The sequence below is a fragment of the Sphingomonas psychrotolerans genome (assembly GCF_002796605.1).
Classification (GTDB): Bacteria; Pseudomonadota; Alphaproteobacteria; order Sphingomonadales; family Sphingomonadaceae; genus Sphingomonas; species Sphingomonas psychrotolerans.
In genome coordinates, this window is record NZ_CP024923.1 from 1,764,268 (window position 1) to 1,789,576 (window position 25,309).

Annotated in this window: 23 protein-coding genes, 1 tRNA gene and 1 pseudogene; 11 read left to right on the top strand and 14 right to left on the bottom strand. The window is 64.7% G+C overall.

Annotated elements, in window-relative coordinates:
- Window positions 1-463: 463 nt before the first annotated feature.
- The 3 genes from CVN68_RS08045 to CVN68_RS08055 form a co-directional block, all read right to left on the bottom strand.
- The gene (locus tag CVN68_RS08045; protein WP_199560289.1) at window positions 464-727 is read right to left on the bottom strand and encodes a hypothetical protein; all 264 of its coding nucleotides are present in this window, start codon (window positions 725-727) and stop codon (window positions 464-466) included.
- Window positions 728-810: 83 nt separating this feature from the next.
- Entirely contained in the window at window positions 811-1,803 is a 993-nt protein-coding gene (locus tag CVN68_RS08050) for a cysteine synthase A (RefSeq protein WP_100281736.1), read from the bottom strand.
- 46 nt (window positions 1,804-1,849) lie between these two features.
- Window positions 1,850-2,179, bottom strand: coding sequence for a DUF962 domain-containing protein (locus CVN68_RS08055; protein WP_100281737.1), 330 nt, complete (start codon window positions 2,177-2,179; stop codon window positions 1,850-1,852).
- 69 nt (window positions 2,180-2,248) lie between these two features.
- Here CVN68_RS08055 and CVN68_RS23125 point away from each other — a divergent pair, with 69 nt between their 5' ends.
- From CVN68_RS23125 to CVN68_RS08070, 3 genes are read left to right on the top strand one after another with little or no spacing between them, the layout of a single operon-like run.
- Window positions 2,249-2,515 (top strand): type II toxin-antitoxin system VapB family antitoxin, encoded by a 267-nt coding sequence (locus CVN68_RS23125; protein ID WP_158298790.1) that lies wholly within the window; start codon window positions 2,249-2,251, stop codon window positions 2,513-2,515.
- Window positions 2,512-2,901, top strand: a complete 390-nt coding sequence (locus CVN68_RS08065; protein ID WP_100281738.1) for a type II toxin-antitoxin system VapC family toxin — start codon at window positions 2,512-2,514, stop codon at window positions 2,899-2,901. The genes CVN68_RS23125 and CVN68_RS08065 overlap by 4 nt, the downstream gene beginning before the upstream one ends.
- A complete protein-coding gene (locus tag CVN68_RS08070) occupies window positions 2,898-3,395 on the top strand; it encodes a DNA-deoxyinosine glycosylase (protein WP_100281739.1) in 498 nt (165 codons plus the stop codon). Before CVN68_RS08065 ends, CVN68_RS08070 begins: the two co-directional genes overlap by 4 nt.
- 48 nt (window positions 3,396-3,443) lie before the next feature.
- On the opposite strand, the gene CVN68_RS08075 is transcribed toward CVN68_RS08070, so the two are convergent.
- Window positions 3,444-3,881 carry a hypothetical protein gene (locus CVN68_RS08075; RefSeq protein ID WP_158298791.1) on the bottom strand — a complete coding sequence of 146 codons (438 nt, stop codon included), beginning with the start codon at window positions 3,879-3,881 and terminating at the stop codon, window positions 3,444-3,446.
- 346 nt (window positions 3,882-4,227) lie between these two features.
- Here CVN68_RS08075 and CVN68_RS08080 point away from each other — a divergent pair, with 346 nt between their 5' ends.
- From CVN68_RS08080 to aat, 4 genes are all read left to right on the top strand, one after another.
- Complete coding sequence (locus CVN68_RS08080; RefSeq protein WP_233503632.1) at window positions 4,228-5,640, top strand: Y-family DNA polymerase; 1,413 nt, start codon at window positions 4,228-4,230, stop codon at window positions 5,638-5,640.
- 114 nt (window positions 5,641-5,754) lie between these two features.
- A complete protein-coding gene (locus CVN68_RS08085) occupies window positions 5,755-6,138 on the top strand; it encodes a hypothetical protein (RefSeq protein WP_100281742.1) in 384 nt (127 codons plus the stop codon).
- Between the two features lie 93 nt (window positions 6,139-6,231).
- Window positions 6,232-6,963, top strand: a complete 732-nt coding sequence (locus tag CVN68_RS08090; protein ID WP_100281743.1) for a ParA family protein — start codon at window positions 6,232-6,234, stop codon at window positions 6,961-6,963.
- A gap of 7 nt (window positions 6,964-6,970) precedes the next feature.
- Window positions 6,971-7,717 carry a leucyl/phenylalanyl-tRNA--protein transferase gene (gene aat, locus CVN68_RS08095; protein WP_100281744.1) on the top strand — a complete coding sequence of 249 codons (747 nt, stop codon included), beginning with the start codon at window positions 6,971-6,973 and terminating at the stop codon, window positions 7,715-7,717.
- A 35-nt stretch (window positions 7,718-7,752) separates the two neighbouring features.
- Here aat and CVN68_RS24280 read toward each other — a convergent pair.
- The 5 genes and pseudogenes from CVN68_RS24280 to CVN68_RS08120 all read right to left on the bottom strand — a co-directional run.
- A pseudogene (locus CVN68_RS24280) lies at window positions 7,753-8,178 on the bottom strand (DUF2155 domain-containing protein); the annotation flags it as partial.
- Window positions 8,175-8,567, bottom strand: coding sequence for an NADH:ubiquinone oxidoreductase subunit NDUFA12 (locus CVN68_RS08105; protein ID WP_100281745.1), 393 nt, complete (start codon window positions 8,565-8,567; stop codon window positions 8,175-8,177). The gene CVN68_RS08105 and the pseudogene CVN68_RS24280, both read right to left, overlap by 4 nt.
- Before the next feature lie 64 nt (window positions 8,568-8,631).
- Window positions 8,632-9,132 (bottom strand): DUF192 domain-containing protein, encoded by a 501-nt coding sequence (locus tag CVN68_RS08110; protein WP_100281746.1) that lies wholly within the window; start codon window positions 9,130-9,132, stop codon window positions 8,632-8,634.
- Window positions 9,133-9,136: 4 nt separating this feature from the next.
- Window positions 9,137-9,721, bottom strand: coding sequence for a cold-shock protein (locus tag CVN68_RS08115; RefSeq protein WP_100281747.1), 585 nt, complete (start codon window positions 9,719-9,721; stop codon window positions 9,137-9,139).
- 118 nt (window positions 9,722-9,839) lie between these two features.
- Entirely contained in the window at window positions 9,840-10,367 is a 528-nt protein-coding gene (locus CVN68_RS08120) for a regulatory protein RecX (protein ID WP_100281748.1), read from the bottom strand.
- A gap of 123 nt (window positions 10,368-10,490) precedes the next feature.
- On the opposite strand from CVN68_RS08120, the gene CVN68_RS08125 reads away from it, so the two are divergent.
- From CVN68_RS08125 to CVN68_RS08140, 4 genes are all read left to right on the top strand, one after another.
- Window positions 10,491-12,260, top strand: coding sequence for a fatty acyl-AMP ligase (locus CVN68_RS08125; protein WP_100281749.1), 1,770 nt, complete (start codon window positions 10,491-10,493; stop codon window positions 12,258-12,260).
- 112 nt (window positions 12,261-12,372) lie between these two features.
- Window positions 12,373-14,730 (top strand): putative bifunctional diguanylate cyclase/phosphodiesterase, encoded by a 2,358-nt coding sequence (locus CVN68_RS08130; RefSeq protein ID WP_100281750.1) that lies wholly within the window; start codon window positions 12,373-12,375, stop codon window positions 14,728-14,730.
- Between the two features lie 47 nt (window positions 14,731-14,777).
- A tRNA-Trp gene (locus CVN68_RS08135) sits at window positions 14,778-14,854 on the top strand.
- 841 nt (window positions 14,855-15,695) lie between these two features.
- On the top strand, window positions 15,696-17,066 hold the full coding sequence (locus CVN68_RS08140; protein WP_100281751.1) for a protein arginine N-methyltransferase: 1,371 nt from the start codon (window positions 15,696-15,698) through the stop codon (window positions 17,064-17,066).
- 294 nt (window positions 17,067-17,360) lie between these two features.
- Here CVN68_RS08140 and CVN68_RS08145 read toward each other — a convergent pair whose 3' ends face one another.
- The 5 genes from CVN68_RS08145 to CVN68_RS08165 form a co-directional block, all read right to left on the bottom strand.
- Complete coding sequence (locus CVN68_RS08145; RefSeq protein ID WP_100281752.1) at window positions 17,361-18,992, bottom strand: alkaline phosphatase D family protein; 1,632 nt, start codon at window positions 18,990-18,992, stop codon at window positions 17,361-17,363.
- Entirely contained in the window at window positions 18,992-22,180 is a 3,189-nt protein-coding gene (locus CVN68_RS08150; protein ID WP_233503633.1) for a TonB-dependent receptor domain-containing protein, read from the bottom strand. The genes CVN68_RS08145 and CVN68_RS08150 overlap by 1 nt, the downstream gene beginning before the upstream one ends.
- Before the next feature lie 148 nt (window positions 22,181-22,328).
- On the bottom strand, window positions 22,329-23,264 hold the full coding sequence (locus tag CVN68_RS08155; protein WP_233503634.1) for a FecR family protein: 936 nt from the start codon (window positions 23,262-23,264) through the stop codon (window positions 22,329-22,331).
- A gap of 19 nt (window positions 23,265-23,283) precedes the next feature.
- The gene (locus CVN68_RS08160; RefSeq protein ID WP_100281755.1) at window positions 23,284-23,886 is read right to left on the bottom strand and encodes an RNA polymerase sigma factor; all 603 of its coding nucleotides are present in this window, start codon (window positions 23,884-23,886) and stop codon (window positions 23,284-23,286) included.
- A gap of 152 nt (window positions 23,887-24,038) precedes the next feature.
- Window positions 24,039-25,181 carry a hypothetical protein gene (locus CVN68_RS08165; RefSeq protein ID WP_100281756.1) on the bottom strand — a complete coding sequence of 381 codons (1,143 nt, stop codon included), beginning with the start codon at window positions 25,179-25,181 and terminating at the stop codon, window positions 24,039-24,041.
- Between the last annotated feature and the right edge of the window lie 128 nt (window positions 25,182-25,309).

Genomic DNA, 25,309 nt, shown 5'->3' on the forward strand with positions numbered 1-25,309 from the left:
TCCCCGTCTCCGAAATCGCGGTCTCCCGGCAACTCCGGCGCTTGCTTTCACGGTGACAGGGTTCGTGCCCCCTAAGCATCACCTTTGATCACAAACGTTACCGGGACACAACGGAAAATATGGGGATAGAGCGGGATTTACCCCCACTTTGCCTCTTAAAATACACGTGTTTTACTTACGATCTATATATGTTCCTATTTTGTTTCCGGGCATGTCGAAGCAAGGCGATTGCACAGCACAACGCTCCATCTCTCAAACTATCTGTTGGTTAGCAGCAACTTCCGCCGCAAATCTGCGACAACGGCGTATCAACCGCCTCGGAGCGTCGGCGACTCGGCGGAACGGAACAGCCGCCGTCCCGGCGTCTGCCGTTTCATTCCACACCGCAACCCTGAACCGGTGCTCCTGCAAAAGCTGGAGCACAAGGCGACAAGCGAACCCTCCGTGACTTCCGCGGAGAATCTCAGTTTTGGGAAGGCTGCCCCTCGGGCGCGTCGGTGGAGGAGGTGCTGGGCGCCACGCCGAGCTCGGCGAGCGGCTCGTCCTTGCCCTTTTCGGCGCTGGCATTGCCGCCCTCGTTGGTCATATTGGCGACGACCGATGCATTGGGCGCGCCGATCGCCGACACCGGATCGTCGCGATTGGCCGAGGAAAAGATCGCGCTGGCCAATCCGATCAGCACCAGCACCATCGCCAGCCCGGTCATACCGACCCGGACACGCTGCATCGCCTGCTGTGAGTCTTGCGATCCCGACTTCATAGCTGTGGCATAAATGTAACGCCTCGCCCGGCCTTTGTCGAGGCGCGCCGTCAGCTGGCCTCCATCCCCTCGGGAACGGGCAAGCCTTTCTCGCGCAGCCACTCGGGATTGTAGAGCGTCGAGAGGTAGCGAAAGCCGGTGTCGCACAGGATCGTCACGATCCTTTTGCCCGGTCCCAATTGCCTCGCCAGCCGCACCGCACCGGCGACATTGATCCCCGACGAGAGCCCGAGACACAGCCCCTCGTCGTCGAGCAGCCGCCGCACCCATTCGAGCCCCTCCGCGTCGGAGACGCGGAACTGGGTATCGACCGGCGCACCCTCGAGATTGCCGGTGATCCGCCCCTGCCCGATCCCTTCGGCCGCCGACGAACCTTCCGACTTCAATTCGCCGCACGCATAATAATCGTACAGCGCGGCGCCATAGGGATCGCTCAGCGCGATGCAGACCTTCTCGTCCTTGGCCTTGAGCCCGAGCCCGACACCCGCGAGTGTGCCCCCCGTCCCCACTGCGCAGGTGAACCCATCGATCCGGCCGTCCATCTGGCTCCAGATCTCTTCGGCAGTGCCGACGATATGCGCGCGGCGATTGGCGATATTGTCGAACTGGTTGGCCCAGATCGCGTTGGGGGTCTCCTCGGCGATGCGGCGCGAGGTGTGGACGAAATGCCCGGGATTCGAATAAGGCGCGGCCGGCACCAGCACGAGTTCGGCGCCGAGCGCGCGCAGTGTGTCCATCTTCTCGCGGCTCTGTGTCTCGGGCATCACGATGATCGTCCTGTAGCCCTTGGCATTGGCGACCAGCGCCAGTCCGATGCCGGTGTTGCCCGCAGTCCCCTCGACGATCGTCCCGCCCGGCGCGATCGCCCCGCGCTCTTCGGCATCGGCCACGATGAACAAGGCCGCGCGGTCCTTCACCGAGGCTCCGGGATTGGCGAACTCGCATTTGCCGAAGATGTCGCAGCCGGTCGCCTCGCTCGGCCCCTTCAGCCGCACCAGCGGAGTGTTGCCGATCAGGCCCAGCGTATCGGATGTCACATGCATACCGGCTAGATAGGGGTGCTCACCCTCGATCCGCAAGCAAGCGAAACTATGCGGCCACGCCCGCGCGCTTGAGATGCGGTCCCAGCCGTCCGCTCAGCCACAGGAAGAACATGCGATAGTCCGAGAAGAGCGACCAGAGCGGATAGGTAAAGGTCGCCGGCCGGTTCTTCTCCACTCCGAAATGTGCCCCCCATGCGAAGCCGTACCCGGCGAGCGGCACCAGCAGCCACCACCAGCCGCCCTGCATCAACGCGGGTGCCAGGAACACGAAGGTCAATACCGTCCCGATATAATGCAGCCGCCGCGTCTCGGGCTTCGCATGCTCGCGCAGATAATAGGGCCAGAAGTCGTCATAGCGGGTGATCGTGCGCGCCATGGACCGAGACTACGCTTCTTTCAGCCGCACGCAAGCCATGGTAGAAAGCCGGGCGACGGAGGTAGAGTGATGGGCGTGCAGCTGAACATCAAGGACGCCGAAACTGTTCGCCTCGCGCGGCAGTTGGCCGATGCAACGGGCCAGCCCGTCACGCAAGTGATCCGCCTGGCGCTCGAGCGCGAAGTGCAGCGCCGCGAGGAAGAGTTTGCCGAGGTCTTGGCGAAAGTGAAGGAAATCAGTCGCGAATTCATCGCGTCCATGCCGCCCGAAATGCGCGGCAAATCTTCGAAGGAATGGATGGACGATATGTATGACGAGGATGGCTTGCCCAAGTGATCGTCGATACGTCGGCGATCTTGGCGATCGCGCTCGAAGAGCCCGAACGGGATGCGATGCTGCGCAGGATATTGGAAGCGCGCGAGCGCCGAATCTCCGCCGGCACCTGGATGGAACTGGCAACCGTCATCGCCCGGCAGCATCCTGAAAAGGCGCATCTGATAGAGGCTCTGCTCCGGAGCATCAGGCTCACGATCGTGGATGTTACGTCCGAGCAAGCCCGGCTTGGGCGGGATGGCTATCGAGCCTATGGACGGGGCACAGGCCACCCTGCCCGCCTCAATTTCGGAGATTGCTTCGCCTACGCGCTCGCCAAGGCGACCGGTGAGCCTCTGCTCTTCAAAGGCGACGACTTCGTCCATACCGACGTCGCTGCGGCCGCGTGAGCGAACGCAAGCACAGCTTCCCGCCCGTCGTCGATCCGCGCACCCGCCTACTCGTCCTCGGCTCGCTCCCGGGTGAGCGGTCTCTGGCCGAGCGGCGCTATTATGCGCACCCGCAAAACCAGTTCTGGCGGCTGATCGCCCCCGCCGCCGGCCGCGATCTGGCCGCTCTTCCCTATGCGGCCCGCCTCGCGGCGCTGCTCGAAGCGCAAATCGGCCTGTGGGACGTGGTCGCCAGTGCGCACCGCGCAGGGAGCACCGACGCCGCGATGCGCGACATCGAAGGGCACGACATCGCCGCACTCGCCGGAACGCTACCGCAACTCCGCGCAATCGCCTTCAACGGAGCCACCGCGCTACGCCACGGGCTGAAGCAACTAGGCACCGTGGCGGAGCGCTACGCAGTCGTCGCGCTCCCTTCGAGCAGCCCGCTTCATACCGTAGGGCTCGCTGCCAAGCTGCCGACCTGGCAGGCGCTCGCGCACTATCTCGCCTGAACCGCCCCGAGAACGGCCACTTTGCGTCAAGCCGCAATCGACAGTGCCTCAGGGCTGCCCGACATAGTCTATCGGCCCCGCACAGCCTTGCAGCGTTCGCGTACCGATGCGCGCCGCGACGGCAAGCGGCAGCCTCCGTTTGCCCGCCGTGCAGGCCTCGCCAGTCATCGTGATCGTCACCGGCTCGGCCTCAGGCGTCTGGGTCTCGAAGACCGCGCGGCCCTCCGCCAGCTTCGGGCTCACAGGATAGAAGTCGGCGCGAGCCGCCTTGGGGGCAGCAAGGAACGCGATCGTCCCCGGCGCGATGTCCATCGACCAGGGCACCCCTGTCCCCGTAGCGCGGACCGGCTTGCTGAGATCGACCCCGCCCAGCATCGGCCCAGGCGTCGGAGTCGGCGCTGGCGTGACGCTGTTGTTCACCACTTCGTCGCCCCCGCCGCATGCAGCGAGCGCCAGTGCCAGTCCCATCGTCAAAAACAGCCGCATGCCTTCCTCCATCCGGCCGGTCTGCGAACCCGAGGCCCACGGGTCAAGTGTTAGGCGACACATCAGCCCGGAGGGGCCGGGATAACGACGGACGTCTCTCGGCCGATGGACGACCTCGAGAGGCAACGTCGCCTGCGAGCGACCAGATCGGCCGTATCGGAAGGGCCTACCTTCGCGCGATGATTAGAGTCTCAAGGCCGCGCTCATTGCAGAAATCCGCGCCATGTGCCCGGCGACCGCTTGGGGTGAGTGCTCCAGATCGTCCTGTCACAGCCTTCCTGTTTGTCGTGGTCCCGCTACATCAAGCCCCATTTCCTGCACACGAATGTTCTGCTATTGTTCCTTCGTGATTCGCCTCCCGCCTCGATCCTCCGCAGGGGCCGCGAGTGGAGCAAAAATCTGTCCTGCGCCTGGAGCTTTTGTTCAAGATCCCCGGCGAGAGGGTGCAATTGCGCCCGCGCCTTCCAACATTCTCGCTTTCCCGCCACGCCCGCTGCGCTGGCTGTTCCTCGATCTCAACAGCTATTTCGCCAGCGTCGAGCAACAGCTCGATCCGGCGCTGCGTGGACGCCCGGTGATCGTCGCACCGGTCGATGCCGACACCACCGTGGCGATCGCCGCGTCGGTCGAGGCCAAAAGCTACGGCATCTCGACCGGCACGCCGGTCTGGGAGGCGAAGCGCAAATGCCGTGATCTCCTGATCGCGCCGGCGCGGCACGAGAAATACGTCGAGTTCCACGAGGCGATCGTCGCCGAGATCTGGAAGCACATTCCGGTGACGCACGTTTGCTCGATCGACGAAGTCGCCTGCCGGCTGCTCGACAATGAAAATTCGCCCGAAGCGGCGGTGGCGCTGGCGAAGCGGATCAAGGCGGGCGTTCGCGCCAATGTCGGCGAATGCCTGACCAGTTCGGTCGGCATCGCGCCCAACCGGCTGCTCGCCAAGCTCGCCTCGGACCTGCAGAAACCCGATGGGCTGATAATATTCACCGCCGATCAGCTCCCCCACGGCCTGTACGACCTCAAACTGCGCGAGATCGCCGGGATCGGCGCGAAGATGGAGCGCCGGCTCGCGCAGGACGGCATCCTCGACATCCGCCAGCTCTGCGAGCGCCGCCCGCGCGACGCCGGCACCGCGTGGGGCGGCACCAATGGCGACCGGCTCTGGTATCTTCTCCACGGCGTCGAACTCCCCGAAAAGCCGACCCAGAGCCGCACCATCGGGCACAGCCATGTCCTCAGTCCAGGCAAGCGCGGGCTCGAGCCCACCCGCCTCACCGCGCGCCGCCTCGCGTTAAAGGCGGCGAGCCGGTTGCGCCGGAAAGGCTATCGCAGCCGGCTGCTCGTTCTCCACGGCAAGTTCGAGGACGACAAGTCCAATTGGCGCGCCGCGTGTCGGCTGCCGAACACGCAGGACAGCTTCGTGATCCTCTCGGCGCTCGACGCGCTCTTTCCGCGCCTCGCCGAGGCCGGGCGGCAGCGCGCCGGTGGGTTCCGGCTGCGCATGGTCGGGGTCACGCTCTGCGAAATCGAAACCGTGGAGGGAGAGCAGGGATCGCTATTCGCCGCACTCGATCCCGACGATCCGCTGGCGCGCGAAACCCGTACGCTTTCGCTCAGCCGTGCGATGGACCGGATCAACGAAAAGTTCGGGCGGCATGCTGTCAGCGTCGGTCCGTTGAACGGCGGGCGGATCGACGCGGTGGGCACCAAGATCGCCTTCGGGAGAATCCCGGACTTGGACGAATTCCACGAATAGGGTTCACATGGGAGAAACAATCAGCGTGTTACGTTGCGTTGCAGCACAATAATGTGACCTTGTATCACGAATCGCTTGACGATTCTTGCCACCTGTCCGAAAGCACGAGCCGCTATGAAGAACCCTCCCCTTATCGCCGCCGCCGTCGTTGCGCTCCTGTCGCTCGCCGCATGTGAGAACAAGCCAGAGGAAGTGACCAGCACTGCGCCCGATCCCATGGCGTCGCAGCTCGCCAACGCCGCGCCGGTCGAGCTTCCGCCCGCGATCGCCGAGACCGTTACGCTGCGCTGCGGCGACAACAGCCTCGTTTATCTCGATTTCTTCCAGGGCAACAAGCAGGTCCAGCTCAAGACCGACAAGGCCGGTCCCGCGACGATGCTCAAGGCGCCCGAAGCCGGCCAGCCGTTCGAGGCCGCCGGCGGCTACAAGCTCACCGGCACCCCGAAGAACGTCAGCGTGACGCTTCCCGGCAAGCCCGCCAAGACCTGCCACGCCTGAGGCGCGGCACATCTCCAGTTTCCAAGGGCCGGCGGGGCTTCCCCGTCGGCCCTTTTTCATGTCAGCCTGCGCTTTGCGACGGGAGGGACTCGCTTGGCTACGATCGCGATTTACAGCCTGAAGGGTGGCGTCGGTAAGACCAGCCTAGCGGTCAATCTGGCGTGGATGGCTGCGACCCGCTCGGCGCGCAGGACCTTGCTGTGGGATCTCGATCCGCAGGCGGCATCGACTTTCCTGCTCGACGGGCGCGCGAGCGGCCGCAACGAGGCCCAGTCGATCTTCACCCGCGACGTCGAACCCGCTAGGCTGGCGCGGCATACGGCGGTCGATCGGCTCGATCTGATCGCCGCGGATAGCTCGCTGCGCGCGCTCGACCGCATTTTTCACGAGCTCGACAAGAAGAAGCGGCTCGCCAAGCTGCTCGGCGCGCTCGCGGAATCCTATGACCGGGTGCTGCTCGATTGTCCGCCGGGGCTCACCGAGACGAGCGAACAGGTGATGCGCGCCGCCGATCTGATCATCGTGCCGGTCATCCCTTCCCCGCTGTCGATGCGTGCCCTGGCCGAGGTCGAGGCCCATCTCGGACGACGTGGCGGCAAGGTGCCGCTCATGCCGGTCCATTCCATGGTCGACCGGCGCCGCAAGCTCCACGCCGAAGCGCTGGCCGCGCATCCGGACTGGCCGGTGATCCCGATGGCGAGCATCGTCGAGACCATGACCGTGCAGCGCCGGCCGATCGGCGCTTTCGCCCCGCGAAGCCCCGCCGCGCAGGCATTCGCATCCTTGTGGCAGGCGATCGAACGCCAGCTCGTCTCCGTGCGTTGATGCCGCGATGAGCCATCCGCTTCCGCCCCAACTCGATCTCGATCTCGATCCCGATCTCGTGCTGCGCGCCTATGCGATGGGCGTGTTCCCGATGGCCGATCACCGGCTGGCGTCGAGCGTCTATTGGGTCGAACCCAAATTACGCGGCATTCTACCTCTCGATGCGTTTCATCTGTCGCGCTCGCTCCGCAAGACCGTCCTCGCCGAGCGGTTCACCGTCACCTTGGACACTGCCTTCGAACAGATCATCCGGCTCTGCGCCGAATCGGCCGTGGACCGGCCCGACACCTGGATCAACGGGCCGATCGAGCGCGTCTTCGTCGAACTTCATCGCCGCGGTTTTGCCCACTCGATCGAATGCTGGGACGGCGATCGACTCGCCGGCGGGCTTTACGGGCTCGCGCTCGGCCGCGCCTTCTTCGGCGAGTCGATGGTCACCCGCGTGCGCGACGCGTCGAAGGTCGCCTTCGCCCATCTGGTGGCGCGGTTGAAAGCGGGCGGCTTCACTTTACTTGATTGTCAATTCCAGACCGAGCATCTCGCCACGCTCGGCGCGGTCGAGTTGCCGCGCGACGATTACGTCGCGTTGCTGGGCGCCGCGCTAGGCGATTCGGCCGCCGGGCTCTCGCTCGGCGTCCCCCTGGTTGACGGCGATTTCTTCGCGCTTGACCGGTCGGCCGCGCCAGGCGCCGGCACGGTGTCGGGTCCGCTGTCACGGAAAGTCATCGCGCAGCTCTTGGGCCACACGTCGTAGATCGGGTGCTGGACGACGTTTAGCGCCGGTCGCTCCTTGTAGAGCCAGCCTGAAAAGACCCGCCGCCAGCTCTTGTCGAGCTGCTCGACATCGACCTGTACGAACGCGCCGGTGAGCTGATCGGCTTCCCACGGCGCGGTCTTGTCGCAGGCGCGCAGGCGGATGATCACGTCGCCGATCCGCGCCGCCTGACCGGGCTTGAGCTTGAATTCGCGCGCCACGCCGTTGCGCTTGTTGAGCAAGCCGAGCACAGCCTCGCGCTCGTTCATCGGCGTCGCCGCGGCGTTGAGCACGCTGGTATCGGGGCCGATCGCCACCACTTCGGTGCCGCCCGATGCATTGCCAGGTCCGGTGGTGATCACCAAATCGTCGGCGGTGTTGTTGCCGGCGTCCTCGCCGCCCTTGCACGCGCCGAGACCGAGCAGCAGCAGCGCTGCCGCCGTTGCGGCGCCGCGCTTCATGCGTCGGGAGTCCAGGCCTCGTAGTCGCCGGTGGAGCGGGCGCGTTGCCCGCCCGCCTCGAGCGCGCCCGACGGGCGATAGGCGGCGCGGGTGCCGGTCTGGTTGGGCTCGGGCGCCTTTTCCCAGCTTCGCGGCGCGGGCAGCACCTGATCGGGCGCAGCGTCGATCTGATGGTGCAGCCAGCCGAACCATTCGGGCGGAACCCGGCTGGCGTCGTTCGGGCCGTTATAGATCACCCAGCGGCGGGTGATGCCGTTGGGGTCCTTCCCGCCCGCCCAATAGACGTTGCCGAGCGAATCCTCGCCGATCCTGGTCTTGCCGCGCAGGCCGAACCACGTGCCGAAGGTAGCGCCGTTCCACCAGGTGAAGGGATTGCGATTCAGGCTCATGCGCGCCGATTAGCCCCGGGTGCGGATCGAGGCAATCAAATCCGCCATGGGTACGCCGCCGGCATCACTCGCCCTGGCCGGTCCAGCGCACCTTGTCCCCGGGTGCGATCCCCAATTCCGCCGCCTTACCCCCGTTGATCTCGAGCACCGCGTTCACTGGCTCACCGGATTTGGCTGGTGTCTCCGAATAGGGAATCGCATTCGCGGCGATCGCCGCGATCGTGCCGTCGGGACGGATGAAGAGGATGTCGAGCGGGGTCGGCGTGTTCTTCATCCAGAAGCTCGCCTCGCGCGGGCCGCCGCCCGCTGCCGGATAGGGTATGAAGATCATGCCGCCGTCCGCGGGGATGTTGGTGCGGAACATCAGCCCTCGTTCCTGCTCGGCGGTGGTTCGGGCGACCTCTACGTTGAACTGCCTGGGGCCGCTTTTGGTCTGGACCGTCGCCAGGACCTTGGCGGCACCCTGCGCTGCTACGCCAACGGCAACCGCGTTCCCGACGCATACCCCCGACACCAGCAGCGCTGCCGCGGCAAACGCCGCGCGAACCTTACGCCGGAAAATCATCGCCTCAACCGGTCCTTTCGACGGCCACTGCCAGCGGCCCCTTGTCACCTTCGATGATGCGCGCGCTGAGCGGCTGGCCAGGCTCCACTTCCTCGATCTCGGCGCGACGCAAGGTCTCCATGTGGATGAATATATCCGCCGAGTCCGCGTCGCGCACGAGAAATCCATAGCCCTTGAGGCGATTGAACCATTTGACGGTCACCGCCTCGAACGGGCCGGCATCGTCGATCAGCCGTACCCTGTCGACCCGGTCGGTCGGTCGCTTCGGCGGCTCGACGGCCTCGGTCAAATCGATCGAGCGGATTTGCTTCGCCTGCAGCCCGCGTTGCCGGGGAACCGCGATGCATTCGACTCGCGCGCCTTCGGGAAGGCTCCGCCTGCCGTGCTCCTGCAGCACGGTGAAATGGATCAATATATCGCCAGCCTCGCTATCGTCGGCGACGAGAAACCCAAACCCCCGGGTCACATCGAACCATTTGACGACACCGCAATAAACCTGGCCTTCCGACGCCGTTTCCGCCCTCAGCCCCTCTTCCTCCGGCGGCGCGATTCCGTGATCGCTGGGCGCAAGCTGTTGTTCAGCACGCATTATCCTAGTCCCCCAAGGGACCGTATTTAACACAGCATTTTCTAAATGTGGAATTGCTTTGTTAGATTCGGTCTTCAGAGTTCAATAAAATTCGGTCCCGGTCAGGGACGATTGCTCCTTAAAGCAAGGCCTCAATATCCTCCCCGGGCGACATGCGGACGATCTTGCGAGACAGATCAAAGGCATGGCCGGCGCGCAGCATCGCCGCCAATTGCTTTTCCTGGACCGGCCTCTCCGCAGCTTCGAGTGCGAACGGGCCGATGCGCTTGCGCCGGGCGAAGGCAAGCGCACTCGATATCGCACTCCCCTCCAGCGCTGGCGCCACTGCGTCGAGATCGGAGTCTTCGACCCCCGCATCCCGCAGCGCCTGACCGACACGCCGGGCGCCCAGCCCCCGCCGGCCCATCGCTCCTGCTTTGGACTCGGCGAACAGGCGATCGTTCACATAGCCCAGATCGGCCATACGCTGGGCGAGCGCTGCCAGGTCGGGCGCAGCCTCCCCGCTCCATCCCCGCTCGCGAATTTTGCGCTTCAGATAGTCCGCCAATCGAACGCGCGTGGTCGCGTATCGCTCGACGTAGCGCAGTGCGAACCGCTCCAGATCCGGGGCATTGAGGGGGGTGAGCGGGCGCCTCGGATGAGTCATGCGCCATGATTGTGCCACAGTGGCAACCGATTTTGAACGCCAGTGCGTAGCAGAGCCGTTCGTATTTGGTATGCGGTGGCGGGGCAGAACGGCCTGTCAGCTCACAGGGGCACGAGATAAAGAATGGTATTGGACGAAACGGGATCGCACGAGGGTATCACGGAGGCGGAAATCGTCCCTACCCCGACCGACGACAATCTCCCCCGCCGCCTTGCGGACTTCGCTACGCTTGGCGAGGCGCTGGATTATGCGGCAGAGGGCGCTCGCGGATTGAACTTTCACGATGCCCGCGGCAATCTGACGCGGCCCTATCGCTTCTCCGAGCTGCGCCGCGATGCGCTGGCGCAGGCACGGCGACTGATCGCCGCTGGCGTCAAGCCCGAGGACCGGATCGCGCTGATCGCGGAGACCGGTATCGAGTTCGCCTCGCTGTTCTTCGGCGTGGTCTATGCCGGGGCCTGGCCGGTGCCGCTGCCGCTGCCGACCAGCTTCGGCGGCGCGCAATCCTATATCGATCAGCTCCGCGTCCAGCTCGAAAGCTGCGATCCATCGATGCTGATCTATCCGCCCGAAATCGGCGCGATGTGTGCCGAAGCTGCACGGATTACCGGGGTGGAGGGGGTGGACTGGTCAGAGTTCGGCCAGCGCGCCGCGGCGGAGGTCGTGCTGCCCGAGGCGAAGACCGGGGACATCGCCTATCTCCAATATTCGAGCGGTTCGACGCGTTTTCCACACGGCGTCGCGATCACCCATCACGCGCTGCTCAACAATCTGTCGGCGCACAGCCACGGCATGCAGCTCCAGGACGGCGATCGTTGCGTCTCGTGGCTGCCCTGGTACCATGACATGGGCCTGGTCGGCTGCTTCCTGTCGGTCGTCGCCAACCAGGTTTCGACCGATTATCTGAAAACCGAGGATTTCGCGCGACGCCCGCTGGCATGGCTCGATTTGATCAGCCGAAACCAGGGCACCACCCTCTCTTACTCGCCGACCTTTGGCTACGATATCTGCGCGCGCCGCATGTCGAGCCAGACCAAGGCGAGCGACCGGTTCGATCTGTCGCGCTGGCGGGTTGCCGGCAACGGCGCCGACATGATCCGCCCCGACGTGATGCAGTCGTTCGTCGATGCGTTCGCCGATGCCGGGTTCAAGGCTTCGGCCTTCCTTCCCAGCTACGGCCTCGCCGAAGCGACGTTGGCGGTTTCGATCATGCCGCCGGGCGAAGGCATCGTGGTCGAACTGGTCGAGGAAACCCAGCTCTCGGGCGGCGATGTCGCGCGTGCCGATCGGCCGCAGCGTTTCCGGGCGATCGTCAATTGCGGCAAGCCGGTCAAGGACATGGAAGTCCAGATCCGCGAGGAAGACGGTACGCCGCTTCCCGAAAAGGCGATCGGCAAGGTCTGGTGCCGCGGCCCGTCGGTGATGGTCGGCTATTTCCGCGACTCCGAATCGACCGCCGCATGCATGGCCGGTGGCTGGCTCGACACCGGCGATATGGGTTATATGTCCGACGGTTACGTCTACATCGTCGGCCGCGCCAAGGACATGATCATCGTCAACGGCCGCAATCATTGGCCACAGGACATCGAATGGGCAGTGGAGCAGCTGCCCGGTTTCAAGCAGGGCGATATCGCGGCGTTCGCGATCACCACCCCCGGCGGCGAGGAAACCCCGGCGGTGCTGGTCCAGTGCCGCACCTCGGACGAAAAGGAGCGCATCCGGCTTCGCGACGAGATTCGCGAGCGGGTCCGTTCGGTCACCGGCATGAACTGCGTGATCGAGCTCGTCCCCCCGCGCACGCTGCCGCGCACCAGTTCGGGCAAGCTCAGCCGCGCCAAGGCGCGCAATCTCTATCTCAACGGCGAGATCAAGCCTTACGACCTCGCGGCGTGAGGCTGGCGGCGGACCGGCCCGATCGGTCCGCCGGCCCGCCGGAAGCCAAGTTTCCTCCGTTTTCGCCGGGAACCTAACCTCTCGCTAACCTCCGCTGGGCTATCCCCGTCGGGTGACCAGCCAGACGACTTCCCAATTCGCCAGGCCGCGTATCGACGCGCGAGCGCTGCTTGGACTCTACGATCCGGCCGACACCATCGATTGGGGCCCGATTCGCGCGGCGCAATTGCATGCCGGCAGCCAGCTCGCCTTGTTCATGCTGGCGGCCAATGTCGTCGGCGCCTCGCTCATCACCATGCTGCTCGCGCCTTTGGTGCCGCTATGGCAGCTCGCCAGCTGGAGCGCCGTGGTCGCTGCGGTCGCCTGCGCGGTGGCCTTCCGGCGCCTGGCGAAACACCATCGCGACGCGGTCACCGGGTCGCTCAAGGACGTCCGCGAGACGGTACTCGACGGAATTTCGCTCGGTGCGATCTGGTCGATCCCGCCGCTGGCCTTCGGCCATGCCGCCGATGCCGATGCGGTGCTTGGTCTCTGGGTGGTGCTCTCGCTGCTGATGACCGCCTCGGCGGTTGCCATGGCCGCGCTTCCGCTGGCGACGATCGCATTCGTGGCGATCGTGGGCGCAGCGGTCGCTACGATGCTGGCGCTTTCCGGCCCACCCGTGCTCGCCGCCACCGCCGCCTTGTTCACCACGCTCCTTGCCATCGCCACGTTCGGGCGCGGGCGCGCTTTGGTCGTCATTCGCGCCAATGAAATGGCCCTCGCCGAGCGCGACGAGACAGTGAGCCTGTTGTTGCGCGAGTTCGAGGATTCGGGATCCGACTGGCTATGGGAAATCGACGCCCAGCGCCGCGTCGCGCGCGCCAATCCGCGATTTGCGGTCTCGCTCGGCGCCGATCCCAAGACGATCAACGGCACCCCGTTCCTGCAGGTGCTCGCGGGACCCACCTGGGAGGACGGCAATTTCGCGCCGGGGCTGCGCGAGCTCGCGGAGCGGTTGAAGGCACGTGATCCCTTCCGCGATCTGCTTCTGCCGGTTTATGTCAATCACGACGAGCGTTGGTGGGAGATGTCCGCCAGCCCGCGCTACGACGAACGCGGCGCTTTCATCGGCTTCCGCGGCGTCGGCTCGGACGTCACCGAGGCGCGCAGATCGGCGGACAAGATCAACCACATGGCGCGCTTCGATACCCTGACCGGGCTGCCCAATCGCCTGCTGATCAACGAGACGCTCTCGCGCGCGATGGCGGATGCCGACAAATGGGGCTCGCGCTGCGCCTTCATGATGATCGATCTCGATCGCTTCAAGGCAGTCAACGACACGCTCGGCCACCCGGTCGGCGACCGGCTGCTCGGCCGTGTCTCCGAACGGCTGAGATTGCTGATCACCGAGAACGAGATGATCGGCCGGCTCGGCGGCGACGAATTCGCCGTGGTCGTGCGCGACGCGACCGACACCCAACGCACCGAGCAACTCGCCCAGACGATCATCGATTCGCTGTCCCAGCCTTATGAAGTGGACCAGCACACGCTCTATATCGGCGCCTCGGTCGGGCTGGCAGTGGGCCCGCGCGACGGGCGCACCGCCGAGATGCTGATCCGCTCCGCCGACCTTGCGCTCTACCGCTCGAAAGACGCAGGCGGCGGTGTTTTCCATTCCTATGAGCCCCAGCTCCATATGGCCGCCGAGGAACGTCGCGTGCTCGAGATCGCGCTGCGCAGCGCGGTCGAAAACAGCGAGATGCATCTCACCTATCAACCGGTGGTGGTGGCCGCCACCGGCCAGCTCACCGGCTTCGAAGCGCTGCTGCGCTGGACGCATCCGCAGTTCGGCAATGTCTCGCCGGTGAAGTTCGTCCCGCTGGCCGAGGAAGCGCGGCTGATCGCGCCGATCGGCGAATGGGTGCTCCGCACCGCCTGCGACGAGGCCGCGCGCTGGGACATACCCGTGCGCATCGCCGTGAATGTCAGCCCCGAGCAGCTGCATAATCCCGCTTTCGTCAGCGTCGTCGCGCAAGCGCTCGCCCAATCGGGCCTCCCGCCCGAGCGGCTCGAGCTCGAAGTGACCGAGAGCGTGTTCATGCGCGAAGGCACTGTGGCGATCGAAGTGCTCGAGAAGATCCTCGATCTCGGCGTCCGCCTCAGCCTCGACGATTTCGGCACCGGCTATTCGTCGCTCGGCTATCTCGCCCATACCCGCTTCAGCTCGATCAAGATCGACCGCAGCTTCGTCCAGGGCGCGTCCAAGGGCACCAAGGAGGCCATCGCGATCATCCGCGCCGTGGTGGCGCTGGCCGACAGCCTCGGCATGGCGACGACCGCGGAAGGAGTCGAGACCGAAGAAGAGCATCTGATGGTGCAGCAGCTCGGCTGCTCGAAGGTCCAGGGCTATTATTTCGGCAGGCCGCTTCCCGTCCACGAAGCGCGCGTGCTGGCAATGCACGCGACGGGCAGCAGCGCTGCCGCCTGAGGCCTCTTGCCGGACCCGCGCGCCGGGGTTAAAGGCGCGAACCGCACAGGGGCGTAGCTCAGTTGGTTAGAGCGTCGGTCTCCAAAACCGAAGGCCCTCGGTTCGAATCCGAGCGCCCCTGCCACTTCGGACTCGGTCCGATTTTGCCCTTCCCGCGGGCGCCAGGCCACTCGGCGACGGGCAGATTTCTACAAGAACATCAAAGGGTTTTCGGTAGACTGTCGAAAGCTTCCGGTGACGATAACAGCAGTTCGAAAGCACCACCGAAAGCAGGTGTTTTTGGCGGTCAAGTCGACGCCCATGAACCGCTTCCGGGCGTTCCTGGCGATCAACAATAACGCAGCACCATTTTCATATGGCCGAAATCGGCATCGAATCGTATCTGCAGTCTCGCGCGAACTTCCGCTCGCGGCCCTAATTCCTCCGTTAGCGCGTTGAAGAGCGCGTCCTGTAATTCCGGGACACTATACTAAATTCACGGATCCGGTTTCGGTCTGGGTCCGGGCTTGCGGCGCTTCAAGGCGCGGCCGGAAGCGGCTTCCAGATGCTCGACAAACATCTCGTCCCCCTAATGGGCGGCCTGTACGGATCGCAGCCTCCATGGCGGCTCGCACCGCTGCATCGGCGTCGCCTGCCTCTGCGCCGTGGCGCAGCATCGCACGCCACTTGCGGTGGACGCCGGCCAGCACTGCAATGTCGGTGAAGCAATCCTTCGCGCCGCGCACGTGCGCACGTTGCGCGACAGCGCCCCGGCGGCTCATGGGCCGGTTGCCGACTGGCGGCTTTCAGGCGCTCGTGTGGGAAAAGCAGACGGTCAATCGGTCGTGGCAGCGATGACCGCACCGAACCGCTGAGCGATCGGGGCTTTCGGGTCAGCGGACAAGTTATACGGAGGCTATCACTAGCGGCAGCGATTGGCATATCGAGCAGGACGCGCCTCGACACCGACTTCAAGGACAATCAACGTGACCGACCTGCGTTCCCCTGACCACCTGACCGAGGCACGCGCGGCGCTCGCCGAAGCGATGGCGCTGCACGAGCAGGGGGATCTCGAAGGCGCCGAATCGGGTTATCGTAACGTGCTGGCGCAGGGTTACCGCGCAGCCGAAGTGCTGCCTTTGCTTGCGGGCCTGCTCGGGCGTCTCTCGCGCGCCGAAGATGCCCTCGCCGCTTGGGACCAGTTTCTCGCGATCGAGCCCGATCATGCCGTGGCTTTGCATGAAAAGGGGCTGACGCAGCACTGGCTCGGCCGCACCCCTGAGGCGATCGCCACGCTCGAGCGGGCCTGTGCGATCGATCCCGACAATCCGATCGCAATCGGTAATCTGGCCGTGGTCCTGGCGGATGCGGGTCGAAACCTTGAAGCCATCCGGCATTTCCGCCGCGCGCTCGCGCTGCAACCCGACAATCTGCACCTGCGCCATCAGATTCGACGGCTCGGCTCGGGATCGGTGCCTTTCTGGCACATCCCGATGATGAACGACGCGCCGCGCAACGATGCGTTCGAGGCCGCCATAAAGGGCGCGATCGGCGTCGCCGGCCCCGGGGCGTGCGTGCTCGATATCGGCGCAGGCAGCGGCCTCTTGTCCCTGATGGCCGCGCGTGCCGGGGCACAAAAAGTGGTGGCGTGCGAGATGGAGCCCATGATCGCCGAGATGGCGCAGCAGATCGTCGCCCAAAACGGTTATGCTGATCGCATCACGGTCCATGCCAAGCCGTCGACTGAACTCACCGTTGGCGCGGAACTCGACGCGCCGGCCGATATCCTCGTCTCGGAAATCCTTTCGAGCGATCTGCTGACGGAAAAAGTGCTCGACACCTTCGAGGACGCCCATCGCCGCCTGCTCGCGCCTGAAGCAATCGTGATACCGCGCGCGGCAAGCGCGATGGGATGCCTTGTGGCGAGCGAAAACCTCGCCGACTATGCCTTTGTGGGCAGCGTGTCCGGGTTCGATCTTTCCGCCTTCACTGCCTTCGCTCCACAACGCCTGCCGCTTCACGGCACGATGACAGCATGGGACCGCCTGTCGGATGATCTGGAACTGGTACGCCTTGACCTGACGCAGAAGAAGCATGACGCCATGCTTGCACGGTTGCGCATACCGGTCACCGTGAGCGGGCGCGCGATTGGCATCGTCCAGTGGATGCACATCGATCTGTTGCAAGGCGTGTCGTTCGACAATCACCCCGATCGCTACACCGACGGCGGATGGCTCCAGGTGCTGCACAGCTTTCCCGAACCGATCGACGTGGTGGCGGGTGAGACGCTCGATATCGCGGTCGGTCACGATCGGATCACGCTGATCCTGTTGCCGCTCGTCGAGAAACCCTTGTAGCCCTGCACCTGCTCTTTTCGATCAGCGGGTCATTGGTCGAACTCAAACGCGCCCATCGCCATTTTCAATGACTTGGCGCCCATCGCGAGCCGCGGTCATCTTCCAACGTAGCACTAAAGGTAGCGGACACTCTGCGACGCCGTGAGACCTTTCGCGCCGCGTTGATGGAGCTCTGCGCCATGCTGCTCCCTTCCTTACTCGGTCGTCGGATATTGAGCCGTCACCGGTCTGGCAGCTTATGGGAAATGAGCCTGGAGAGCTGCCGCGACAGAACCCGTCCAAGCTTGTTCCGACTTAGTCCGCGAAGGCTCTCTGCCCGCGTCGGACGTGCATCCGGTGCGTGCCTGCAAGGGCCGGGTTTCTGGTCTTGATCGTCTGCAGGAACAGCCACTCTCCGGTGACTCGCTCGGGCGTGACTTCGAGCATCATATACCCGCGCTGGCTGGTATCCGCCCATTTCAGTTCGGGATTGGCGGCGATGAATCCTCGGGAGACGATGGCGGGATCGGCGGCCATGCTGCCCTCCATTCCTCCCGAAGTGACGCTATGGCCGGCGAACTCCACGCCGGCGGGCTTGCCGTCCTCGATCAGCGCATAGGCCCAGGCATTGTGGCTGTCGCCGGAGAGCATGACGAGATCCGCATCCGCCGCCTGCGCCGCCTTGAGCAGCCGCGAACGTGCCGCGGGATAGCCGTCCCAGCGATCCATCCACATCGGCAGGCCCAGCTTCGCTGCGCGCGCATTGTTCCGAAAGCTCGCGACGTTCTTCTCGCTGGCATCGGGACGAAGCCAGTTCACCGCTTCCTGCGGCATCACCGTCCGCCCGAGAATCGTTGCCATGCCGAGCAGCTGCCAGGCGGTGGCGCGTGCATTGGCTTTCAGCGCATGCGCCAGCCAGCTTTCCTGCGTCGATCCGAGCATCGTCGCCGACGGGTCCTGCCAGATTCCGTCGCGGAACGCCTTGAGCGCGGCGTCGGGATCGGCCGCGTTGAACGTCGCGCCGATATCGGCCTGCCGGGTGCGCGCGAGCAGGCGGGATTCGGTCCGGTAGAGCGTAGCGAGCGTTCCGATCGGATAGGCTTTCCATGGCTCGTCGGACACCGGCATCCACTCGCGATAGACTTGCATCGCGGCGGCGCGGCGCGGGTTCCAGTCCCCCTCCTTTGCCGGCTGGTGGTTCTGCGCGCCGCCTTCCCAGCTGTCGTTGCTGGATTCGTGATCGTCCCACAACGCCACCATCGGCGCCATCTGGTGTAGCCGCTGGAGATCGGCATCGGCGCGGTAGCAGGCGTAGCGCATGCGGTAGTCCGCAATGGCCAGGATCTCGTGCCCCGGTGCCAGCGCACGTTCGTTGAGCACCCGGACGTCGGTCGCTGCCGGCGTGCCATATTCGTAGATGTAATCGCCGACATGAAGCCAGAGATCGAGGTCCTGCCGCGCGGCGGCATGGCCATAGGCGTTGAACCAGCCATATGGCAGGTTCGAGCACGAGAACACGCCGAGCCCGAAGCGGCCGATGTCGCCCACCGGCAGCGTCCTGGTGCGCCCGACCGGCGACTTGCTGCCGTCGGGCGCGACGAAGCGGTACCAATAGACCGTTCCCGGCTTCAGCCCGTCGACCGTGATCTTCGCGGTCCAGTCACGCCACGGACCGGTTTGCACACTGCCGCCAGAGACCGGCCTGGCGAAATCGGAGTCCAGCGCGACTTCGGCCTCGAGCCGGACCGTGTGATCGTCGGCCGCGGGGACATAGCGCGTCCACAACAGCATCGAATCCGGGCCGGGCTCGCCGCTCGCCACATTGTGCGTGAAGCCCTTCGCGCCGAGGATCTGCTGCGCGAGGCCCCGGCCCGCGGGCAGCACGAGCGCGCCCAGCCCGAGACCCGCGCCGACGATGAGACTGCGGCGATCGATATTGAGCGCCATCAGAAAGTACCCTTGATGCCGAGGTTCCACATCGAACCGTAGATGGTGTATTGCTGCACCCGGCCGGGGACGTTCGAATAGATCACGTCGGGCGCGTTGAAGACGTTGCGCCCCGCCAGCATCACTTCGAAGTTTTTGTCGATCTTGTAGCTGGCGCTGAGATTCCACAGCTCGCGCGGGGCGTGGTAGAGAATGCCGTTATTCGCGGTGGTCGGCGTGTTGCTCAGCGCGCTGGTGCGATACTTGTCCTGCCAGTTGCCGGTGAACTGCACGTCAAACCCGTCATAGCTGTAGCGGAAGCCCCAGTTCGCTGCCTTTTTGGGCATGTTCACCCGCTCGCCATCGGGATCGATCACAGTCAGCGAGGCGCGCATGCCGAAGCCCTTGAGCGCGCCGGGCAGAAAGCTGAACTGCTGATCGTATTCGAAGATCACGCCTTCGTTGGTGCTGATCCCCGGCGCGTTCTGCGCGCTGCGGAAGATGTAGCCGGGATAATCGCCCGCACTGTAGCCGACATCCTGCGGATCGACGGTGATCCCGGTCACCTGCATGTCCTTGATGTCGAGCCGGTAATAGGACACGCCGACCACGCCCGAGGGCTCGAGGAAATATTGCAGCCCGGCGAAATATTTGGTGGAATGCTCGGGCTTGAGCAGCGTGTTCGGCACGCTGACGATCTGGGTGTCGTCGTTGACCGAGACGACGCCGCCGAGATTGCCGTAATCTGGCCGGAGGATCGACTGGCTGTAGGCGAATTGGCCGACCAGATTGTCTGTGAAGTCGTACTTGATCCCGCCGCTCAGGAACCAGTCGTCATACTCGCCGTGGCGCGTCGAATAGGTGCCGCCATTATACTGGTATAGCAGGCCCTCGACGGTGCTTATCGAGAGGCCGGCCGCAGTGACGTCCTTGACCGGGCGGATATTGGCGACCTTCGCGCCGGTCTTCGTCTTCTCGTAGCGCAGGCCGAGATCGAACCGCGCCCGGCCCGTGCGCGCCTGAACCTCGAAATAGCCGGCGAAGACGTCTTCCTTGACGCGCTTGTTGTTGTCGAGGTCGCGCTTCAGATTGCCGACCGTGTCGGCCACGAAATATTCCGGATGCGCCTTGAAGATGTCGTAGGTCGCGTAGTTGCTGTCGGCGCGCCAGTTCTGCGCGTTCATATTGCCCGCATCGAAGCCGAGCATCTGGAACTGGTAGTTCTGCGTCCAGGGGATCACCGCTTCGGGAGCCCGCTGGGTCAGGTCACCAGTGGAGCCGACATATTGGAACTGGTTGAAGGAGCCTTCATTGGTGCGCCAGTCGTTGCGGCGAAGCCCCCCGCCGCCCAGCAGCGTGAACGGCACACCGGCGACATCCAACTTCTTCTTCAGGTCGAGATTGCCGCCATACATCTCGTTCACGGCGTTGGATTCGGACGTGCGGACGTTGTTGTTGATATCGTCGTCGCGATTGAAGCTCCTCGGGTCGCCCCAGGGGCGGCCGGCGGTCTGGGTCAGCGTCCACGCATTGGAATCCACCGAGGGGCGGTCCATCGTGAAGCCGATCCGGGTCAGCCAGCTGTCGGTGCGCTGGAAGAAGCCCTTGGAATTGTCGCGGAAGTTGAATTCCGAGCTCGAATAGCTGCCGCGCAGCACCGCCTCGAAACTGTCGTCCTTATACTCGATCTTGGGCGCCACCAGCCATGCCGGGGTGCCGGCATAGCGGTGCGAATATTGGGTGTGCAGCCGGGTGGCGGTCGTTCCGTTGGGGTTGACCACGATATGGATCGGCGTGGAATCCGCAGTCGCGCGCGTCGACGTGGTCGTTCCGAAGATCAGGAAAGTGTACTGGTTGAAATATTCGACGTCGTAGAGAGAGTAATTGCTGCGCAGCGAGAGCGTGAGCTTGTCGCTGGCCTTGTAATCGAGGCTCAGATTGGCGGCCTTGCGATGGGTGAATTTCGGACCCGGGCGCCACATCACCTGGTATGGGATCACCCGCCCATTGGCGAGGTACGACCAGTCGGTCTGGATGCGGTCCTGCTGGACGTAATTGGCGTTGTAGCTGGCATTGAACGCCACGCCGAGCGTGCCGTCGAGAAAGACGTCCGCATACCCGATCTGCGCCGACGGATAGATCCGCGCATGCTTTTTGTCGTCGGGAAAATAGGCCGAGGAGAGGCCCGAATCCGAAGTGCCCACACCGCCCAGCTGGAAGCGCAGCAGCCGCCCCTTGCGCTGAAACGCATATTTGCTGCGCAGGTTGATATTACCGCCTGGGGAGTCGGCGTCCATACTCGCAGTCAGCGTGTTGTTGAGTTCGATCGAGTCGATGCCGGTGATCGACATCTGCTCGAACGAATTCTGCCGGCCGTTATTGTTGTTCGACGTGGCCGTCGCCATGCGGGCGCCGTCGGTGGTGAAAGTCGAATATTTGGGATCTAGGCCGCCGATGCGCACCGCGGTGGCGTCCACCTCGGTATAATCGAGCGAGATGCCCGGCATATTCTTCATGAACTCGCCCACGTCGCCCATGGTGAGCGCGCCGAAATTATCCGCGGCGACGACGTTCTTGGCGTTCGGCGCGGCACGGCGCTCCATGATCGCGCTGGCCTGGCCCGAGCGAACCGCGGTGACCACCAGCTCATTGTCGTCGGCCACGCTGGCCGTATCGGAAAATGCCTGCAGCTGGATGTCGAGCGTGGCGACCTCGCCAGGGACGACATTGGCGACAGCACGCGCCTCCTGAAGACCCGTGTACCGGACCACGACGGTCACTTCGCCCGCCGGCACGCCGATCAGCCGAAAATCGCCGTCATCCGCGGAGAGGACGCCGATCGTCGTGCCTTCGACACGGACCTCGGCGTTGCGGACATACTCGCCGGTCGCAGTGTTGAAGACACGGCCGCGCACACTGCCGGTGCCGACGCTCTGCACCTGCCCTGCCCCCGTCGATGCGCCTTTCGAAGATCGCAGCGTGATGATCTGGCCGTCGTCGGTGTCGATCCGCAGCGGCGTGCCCGCGATCAGGCGGCGAAGCGCTGTGCGAACGTCCATCCGGCCTTTGACCGCCCGCGTCGAAATCCCCTGCAGGTCGCGCGCCGGCGCGACGATCTGCACCTGCGCCTGGCGGGCGAGTGCCGGAATGGCGCGAACCGCCGGCTGCGCCGGGATATCGAAGATGCGCTCCTGCGCAACGGCAGGCACAGCGATCGCAAGCGCGACAACGGCAACTCCACAGCGGAGGAAATGACGAGAATGCATTTGGTCGACCCCCAATATCGTCGCGTTGGTCGCGACGTTCGGGGATTGAGAGCCGTCAGCCGGCCGGTTCCGCTATCAGAGCAGAAGATTTTTAATGCGCTGCACCATTGCGCGCCAGGACGATCTTGTCGCCCTGCTGTTCGAGCGTGGCATCGAATACGCGCGCGACGGCACGGCTGAACCCCACGGGATCGTTGGCGGCGAACAATCCAGTCACCGGCTCGCGCGCGAGCTCGGGATCGTGGATCTGGATGCGGATGTCGCTGTAGCGTGCGAAGGTGTCCGCCGCCTGCTTCAGCGTCTCGCCTTCGAAAGCCAGCTTGCCCTCGCGCCAGGAAAGCTCACGCGTGACGATCTCCGGCGCGATGAGCTGCGGCCGCTCGGCCGCGGACCGATCGTCGGACAGAAGCAGCCGCGTATTGGCGCCGAGCGCCACGTCGACCCGGTTCGGCGCCGCAAGATCGACGTGGCCGCGATCCACCAGCACGTCGACGGGGCTTCCGCCGAGCTTGCGGACGCGGAACCCCGCCTGAGTCGTTCGCAGCCGGCGTCCGTCGACGTCGACGGTGAAGGGCCGCGGATCGCGCGCTACCGAGAAATAGGCTTCGCCCTCGAGCAACGTGACGCGGCGCGCTTCCGCATCGTCCTTGACCCGGATGCTGCTCGCGGTGTTCAGCAGCACGGTCGAGCCGTCCTTGAGCGGCACCAGACGAATCTCTCCCCTCCCGGTGCTTATCATTGCCCCCGCCGGAGGAATGTTGAGCCCCAGAGCCACCACAGTGGTCACAGCCACTGCCCCGCCCGCCCAGATCAGCGTCTTGCGGCGGGAGATGCCCGGGGGCGACTGCCGGGGCTCCTCGAATGGAGCGGGGTCGAAATCGGGTCCAAGCGCCTGTGCGGACTCGCTCAGCATCGACAGCGCCTGCGCGCGCAGCAACGCGCCCTTGCTGCGGGGATCGCCCTGCAGCCAGGCCTGAAAGGCTTCGCCTTGCTCCGGGGTCAGCGGCCCACGATCCAGTCGCGCCATCCATTCGGACGCCGCCTGATCAATGTCTCGACTGGTTTCTCGCTCGGCCATCTAACGCGGCAATCTCCGGTTCCATCTGCCTAGAGGTTCGGAACGGTGCCTTTCCGCCACGCCCGAACCAATCAATCAAGAATCGGATGCCTCGTGAAATATGCGTTTCGACCGTATTCTCCGATATGCCCATCTGCGCTGCGATCTCTCGCTGTGGCAAGCCTTCGACACGGCGAAGGATGAAAGCCTCGCGCGTCTTGGCCGGCATCGCCGCGAGCGCGCGGGCGAGCTGGCGCAATTCGTCCCGGGCGATCGCATGCTGTTCGGGCGAGGCCGCGTCGTCCGGAGGATCGAACCGTTCGAGATCGTCGACCGCATGGATCGGGACGATCCGGGTGCGGCGGACATGGCGGGTGATGACCGATCGCGCGACCTGGAACAAATAGGCGCGTGGATAACGGATGGTGTCGACGGTCTCGAGCTCGGCGAGGATCGTATAGGCTTCCTGGATGATGTCGTCGGCATCGAGCCCCGGCAGCACGCGCCGGACCAGCCAGCCGCGAAGCGCAGGCTCGTGCGGCAGGATATTGCGCAGCAGCCAGCGTGCTCTTTCCCTGTCGGTGCCGTTCATGCCTGACCCTGACCGGACATTCGTCCGCTTGCGGAGCAAGCCGGTCAGGACGACCGGACGGCACCGCTTGATTCGAGGCGATGCCTAGCCCGCGATTGTGACACTCAGGCTTCGAACGCGCCTGCTCCACCGCCGGCCGGAGCCTTTGCCGGTCATTGCCGCTCCTCCCCCGTCGCCGGAACGAACGGCCTTTGCGCGTCGCCGGTCCAGCGCATCAGCGTGAGGTCGGCGCTCTGCTGTCCCTTGCCGCCGGAGTTGACGGAGAAGTAGAACAGCCCTTGGCCGACGGGCTGCGAGCCGACATCGGCTTTCTGGTTCCATCCGCGGATGCTGGTGGCCGGGTCCTTGAGCCCGTCCTGGGCAAGGCGGAGCAGCATACCCTGCTCCCGGCCTTTGCCGCCGGAACCCGGCACTCCGACAAGATCGGCGCGCACGGGCTTTTCGCGCGCGTCGACGGCGTACAGCAGGTAATTGGGAAAGGAAGGCTTCTTCCCCCGATACACGCCGAGGAACCATCGCTGCAGCATCTCGTCATAAGACAGGTTCTGCACGCCGTACTGCGTGTTGCCCGTACGGACGAAATATTTGCCATGCGCCATGGCGGGTCCATGGCGATGCGGAGCCACCTCGGTGAGCGGGCTGGCATAGCGGTCCCAATCGGCGATGTCGTACTGGAGCAGCACCTGATGGTCGTTGTCGGCCCGGCCGGTGTTGCCGTAGATGCCGTAAGCGACGGTGAGGTAGCGTTTACCGTCGCTGCGTCCGAACGCCGGACCGAACGCCACTCCATCTATGCCAGAACATCCGTAGCGATGATCGGGCGTCGCGGCGATGTCGCCGTCGAACTTGCCGTCCCCATCGAGGTCTGCCGAATAGTCCCGAGCGACTTCGGGCAGATAGACTGTGCGGAAGATTCCGGTCTTGCTCGCTTCGATCCCGATTCGGTCGAGTCTGCGCACATCGATCACCGCGATGTAGAAGGCCTTGTCCTTCTTATACTCGAGCGAACCGTAGAGCTTCCCGTTCGCGGCGTTGAAGTCGAGATCGCCGAGATGACCCGTCCAGCCAACCAGCGTGCCGACGAGCTTCCCGCTGAAATCATATTTCGCGATGAGATTGGTGAAGGAATAATAGATGTAGCCGCCTTGCACGTCGACCGCGATGCCCTGCACGTGCCCGGAGTCCCAGGTACCGCCGTTCTGATAGCGCGGCAGGCCGGAAATGGCGGCAGGGCTAGCCAGCTGGACCGGCGCCACGTTGGCGGAAGCGAGCAGGAGAGGAAGCGTCAGGTACATTGTGCCCTGCGAGTAAGCCGGATCCGAAGCCGTCGATCTGCTCCCGCAAGATTGCATCTTGAAGACGAGCGCCGTCTACCACCGGGCATAGCCGTTATGCCGCGCGGACCGTTTTCCACTTGCCGATG

Bases quoted from the DNA above. Each gene is read 5' to 3' on its own strand.
- CVN68_RS08045 (WP_199560289.1), bottom strand. From the start codon at position 727: ATGCAGCGTGTCCGGGTCGGTATGACCGGGCTGGCGATGGTGCTGGTG.
- CVN68_RS08050 (WP_100281736.1), bottom strand. From the start codon at position 1,803: ATGCATGTGACATCCGATACGCTGGGCCTGATCGGCAACACTCCGCTG.
- CVN68_RS08055 (WP_100281737.1), bottom strand. From the start codon at position 2,179: ATGGCGCGCACGATCACCCGCTATGACGACTTCTGGCCCTATTATCTG.
- CVN68_RS23125 (WP_158298790.1), top strand. From the start codon at position 2,249: ATGGGCGTGCAGCTGAACATCAAGGACGCCGAAACTGTTCGCCTCGCG.
- CVN68_RS08075 (WP_158298791.1), bottom strand. From the start codon at position 3,881: ATGCGGCTGTTTTTGACGATGGGACTGGCACTGGCGCTCGCTGCATGC.
- CVN68_RS08085 (WP_100281742.1), top strand. From the start codon at position 5,755: ATGAAGAACCCTCCCCTTATCGCCGCCGCCGTCGTTGCGCTCCTGTCG.
- aat (WP_100281744.1), top strand. From the start codon at position 6,971: ATGAGCCATCCGCTTCCGCCCCAACTCGATCTCGATCTCGATCCCGAT.
- CVN68_RS08105 (WP_100281745.1), bottom strand. From the start codon at position 8,567: ATGAGCCTGAATCGCAATCCCTTCACCTGGTGGAACGGCGCTACCTTC.
- CVN68_RS08110 (WP_100281746.1), bottom strand. From the start codon at position 9,132: ATGATTTTCCGGCGTAAGGTTCGCGCGGCGTTTGCCGCGGCAGCGCTG.
- CVN68_RS08115 (WP_100281747.1), bottom strand. From the start codon at position 9,721: ATGCGTGCTGAACAACAGCTTGCGCCCAGCGATCACGGAATCGCGCCG.
- CVN68_RS08120 (WP_100281748.1), bottom strand. From the start codon at position 10,367: ATGACTCATCCGAGGCGCCCGCTCACCCCCCTCAATGCCCCGGATCTG.
- CVN68_RS08125 (WP_100281749.1), top strand. From the start codon at position 10,491: ATGGTATTGGACGAAACGGGATCGCACGAGGGTATCACGGAGGCGGAA.
- CVN68_RS08145 (WP_100281752.1), bottom strand. From the start codon at position 18,992: ATGGCGCTCAATATCGATCGCCGCAGTCTCATCGTCGGCGCGGGTCTC.
- CVN68_RS08155 (WP_233503634.1), bottom strand. From the start codon at position 23,264: ATGGCGCGACTGGATCGTGGGCCGCTGACCCCGGAGCAAGGCGAAGCC.
- CVN68_RS08160 (WP_100281755.1), bottom strand. From the start codon at position 23,886: ATGAACGGCACCGACAGGGAAAGAGCACGCTGGCTGCTGCGCAATATC.
- CVN68_RS08165 (WP_100281756.1), bottom strand. From the start codon at position 25,181: ATGTACCTGACGCTTCCTCTCCTGCTCGCTTCCGCCAACGTGGCGCCG.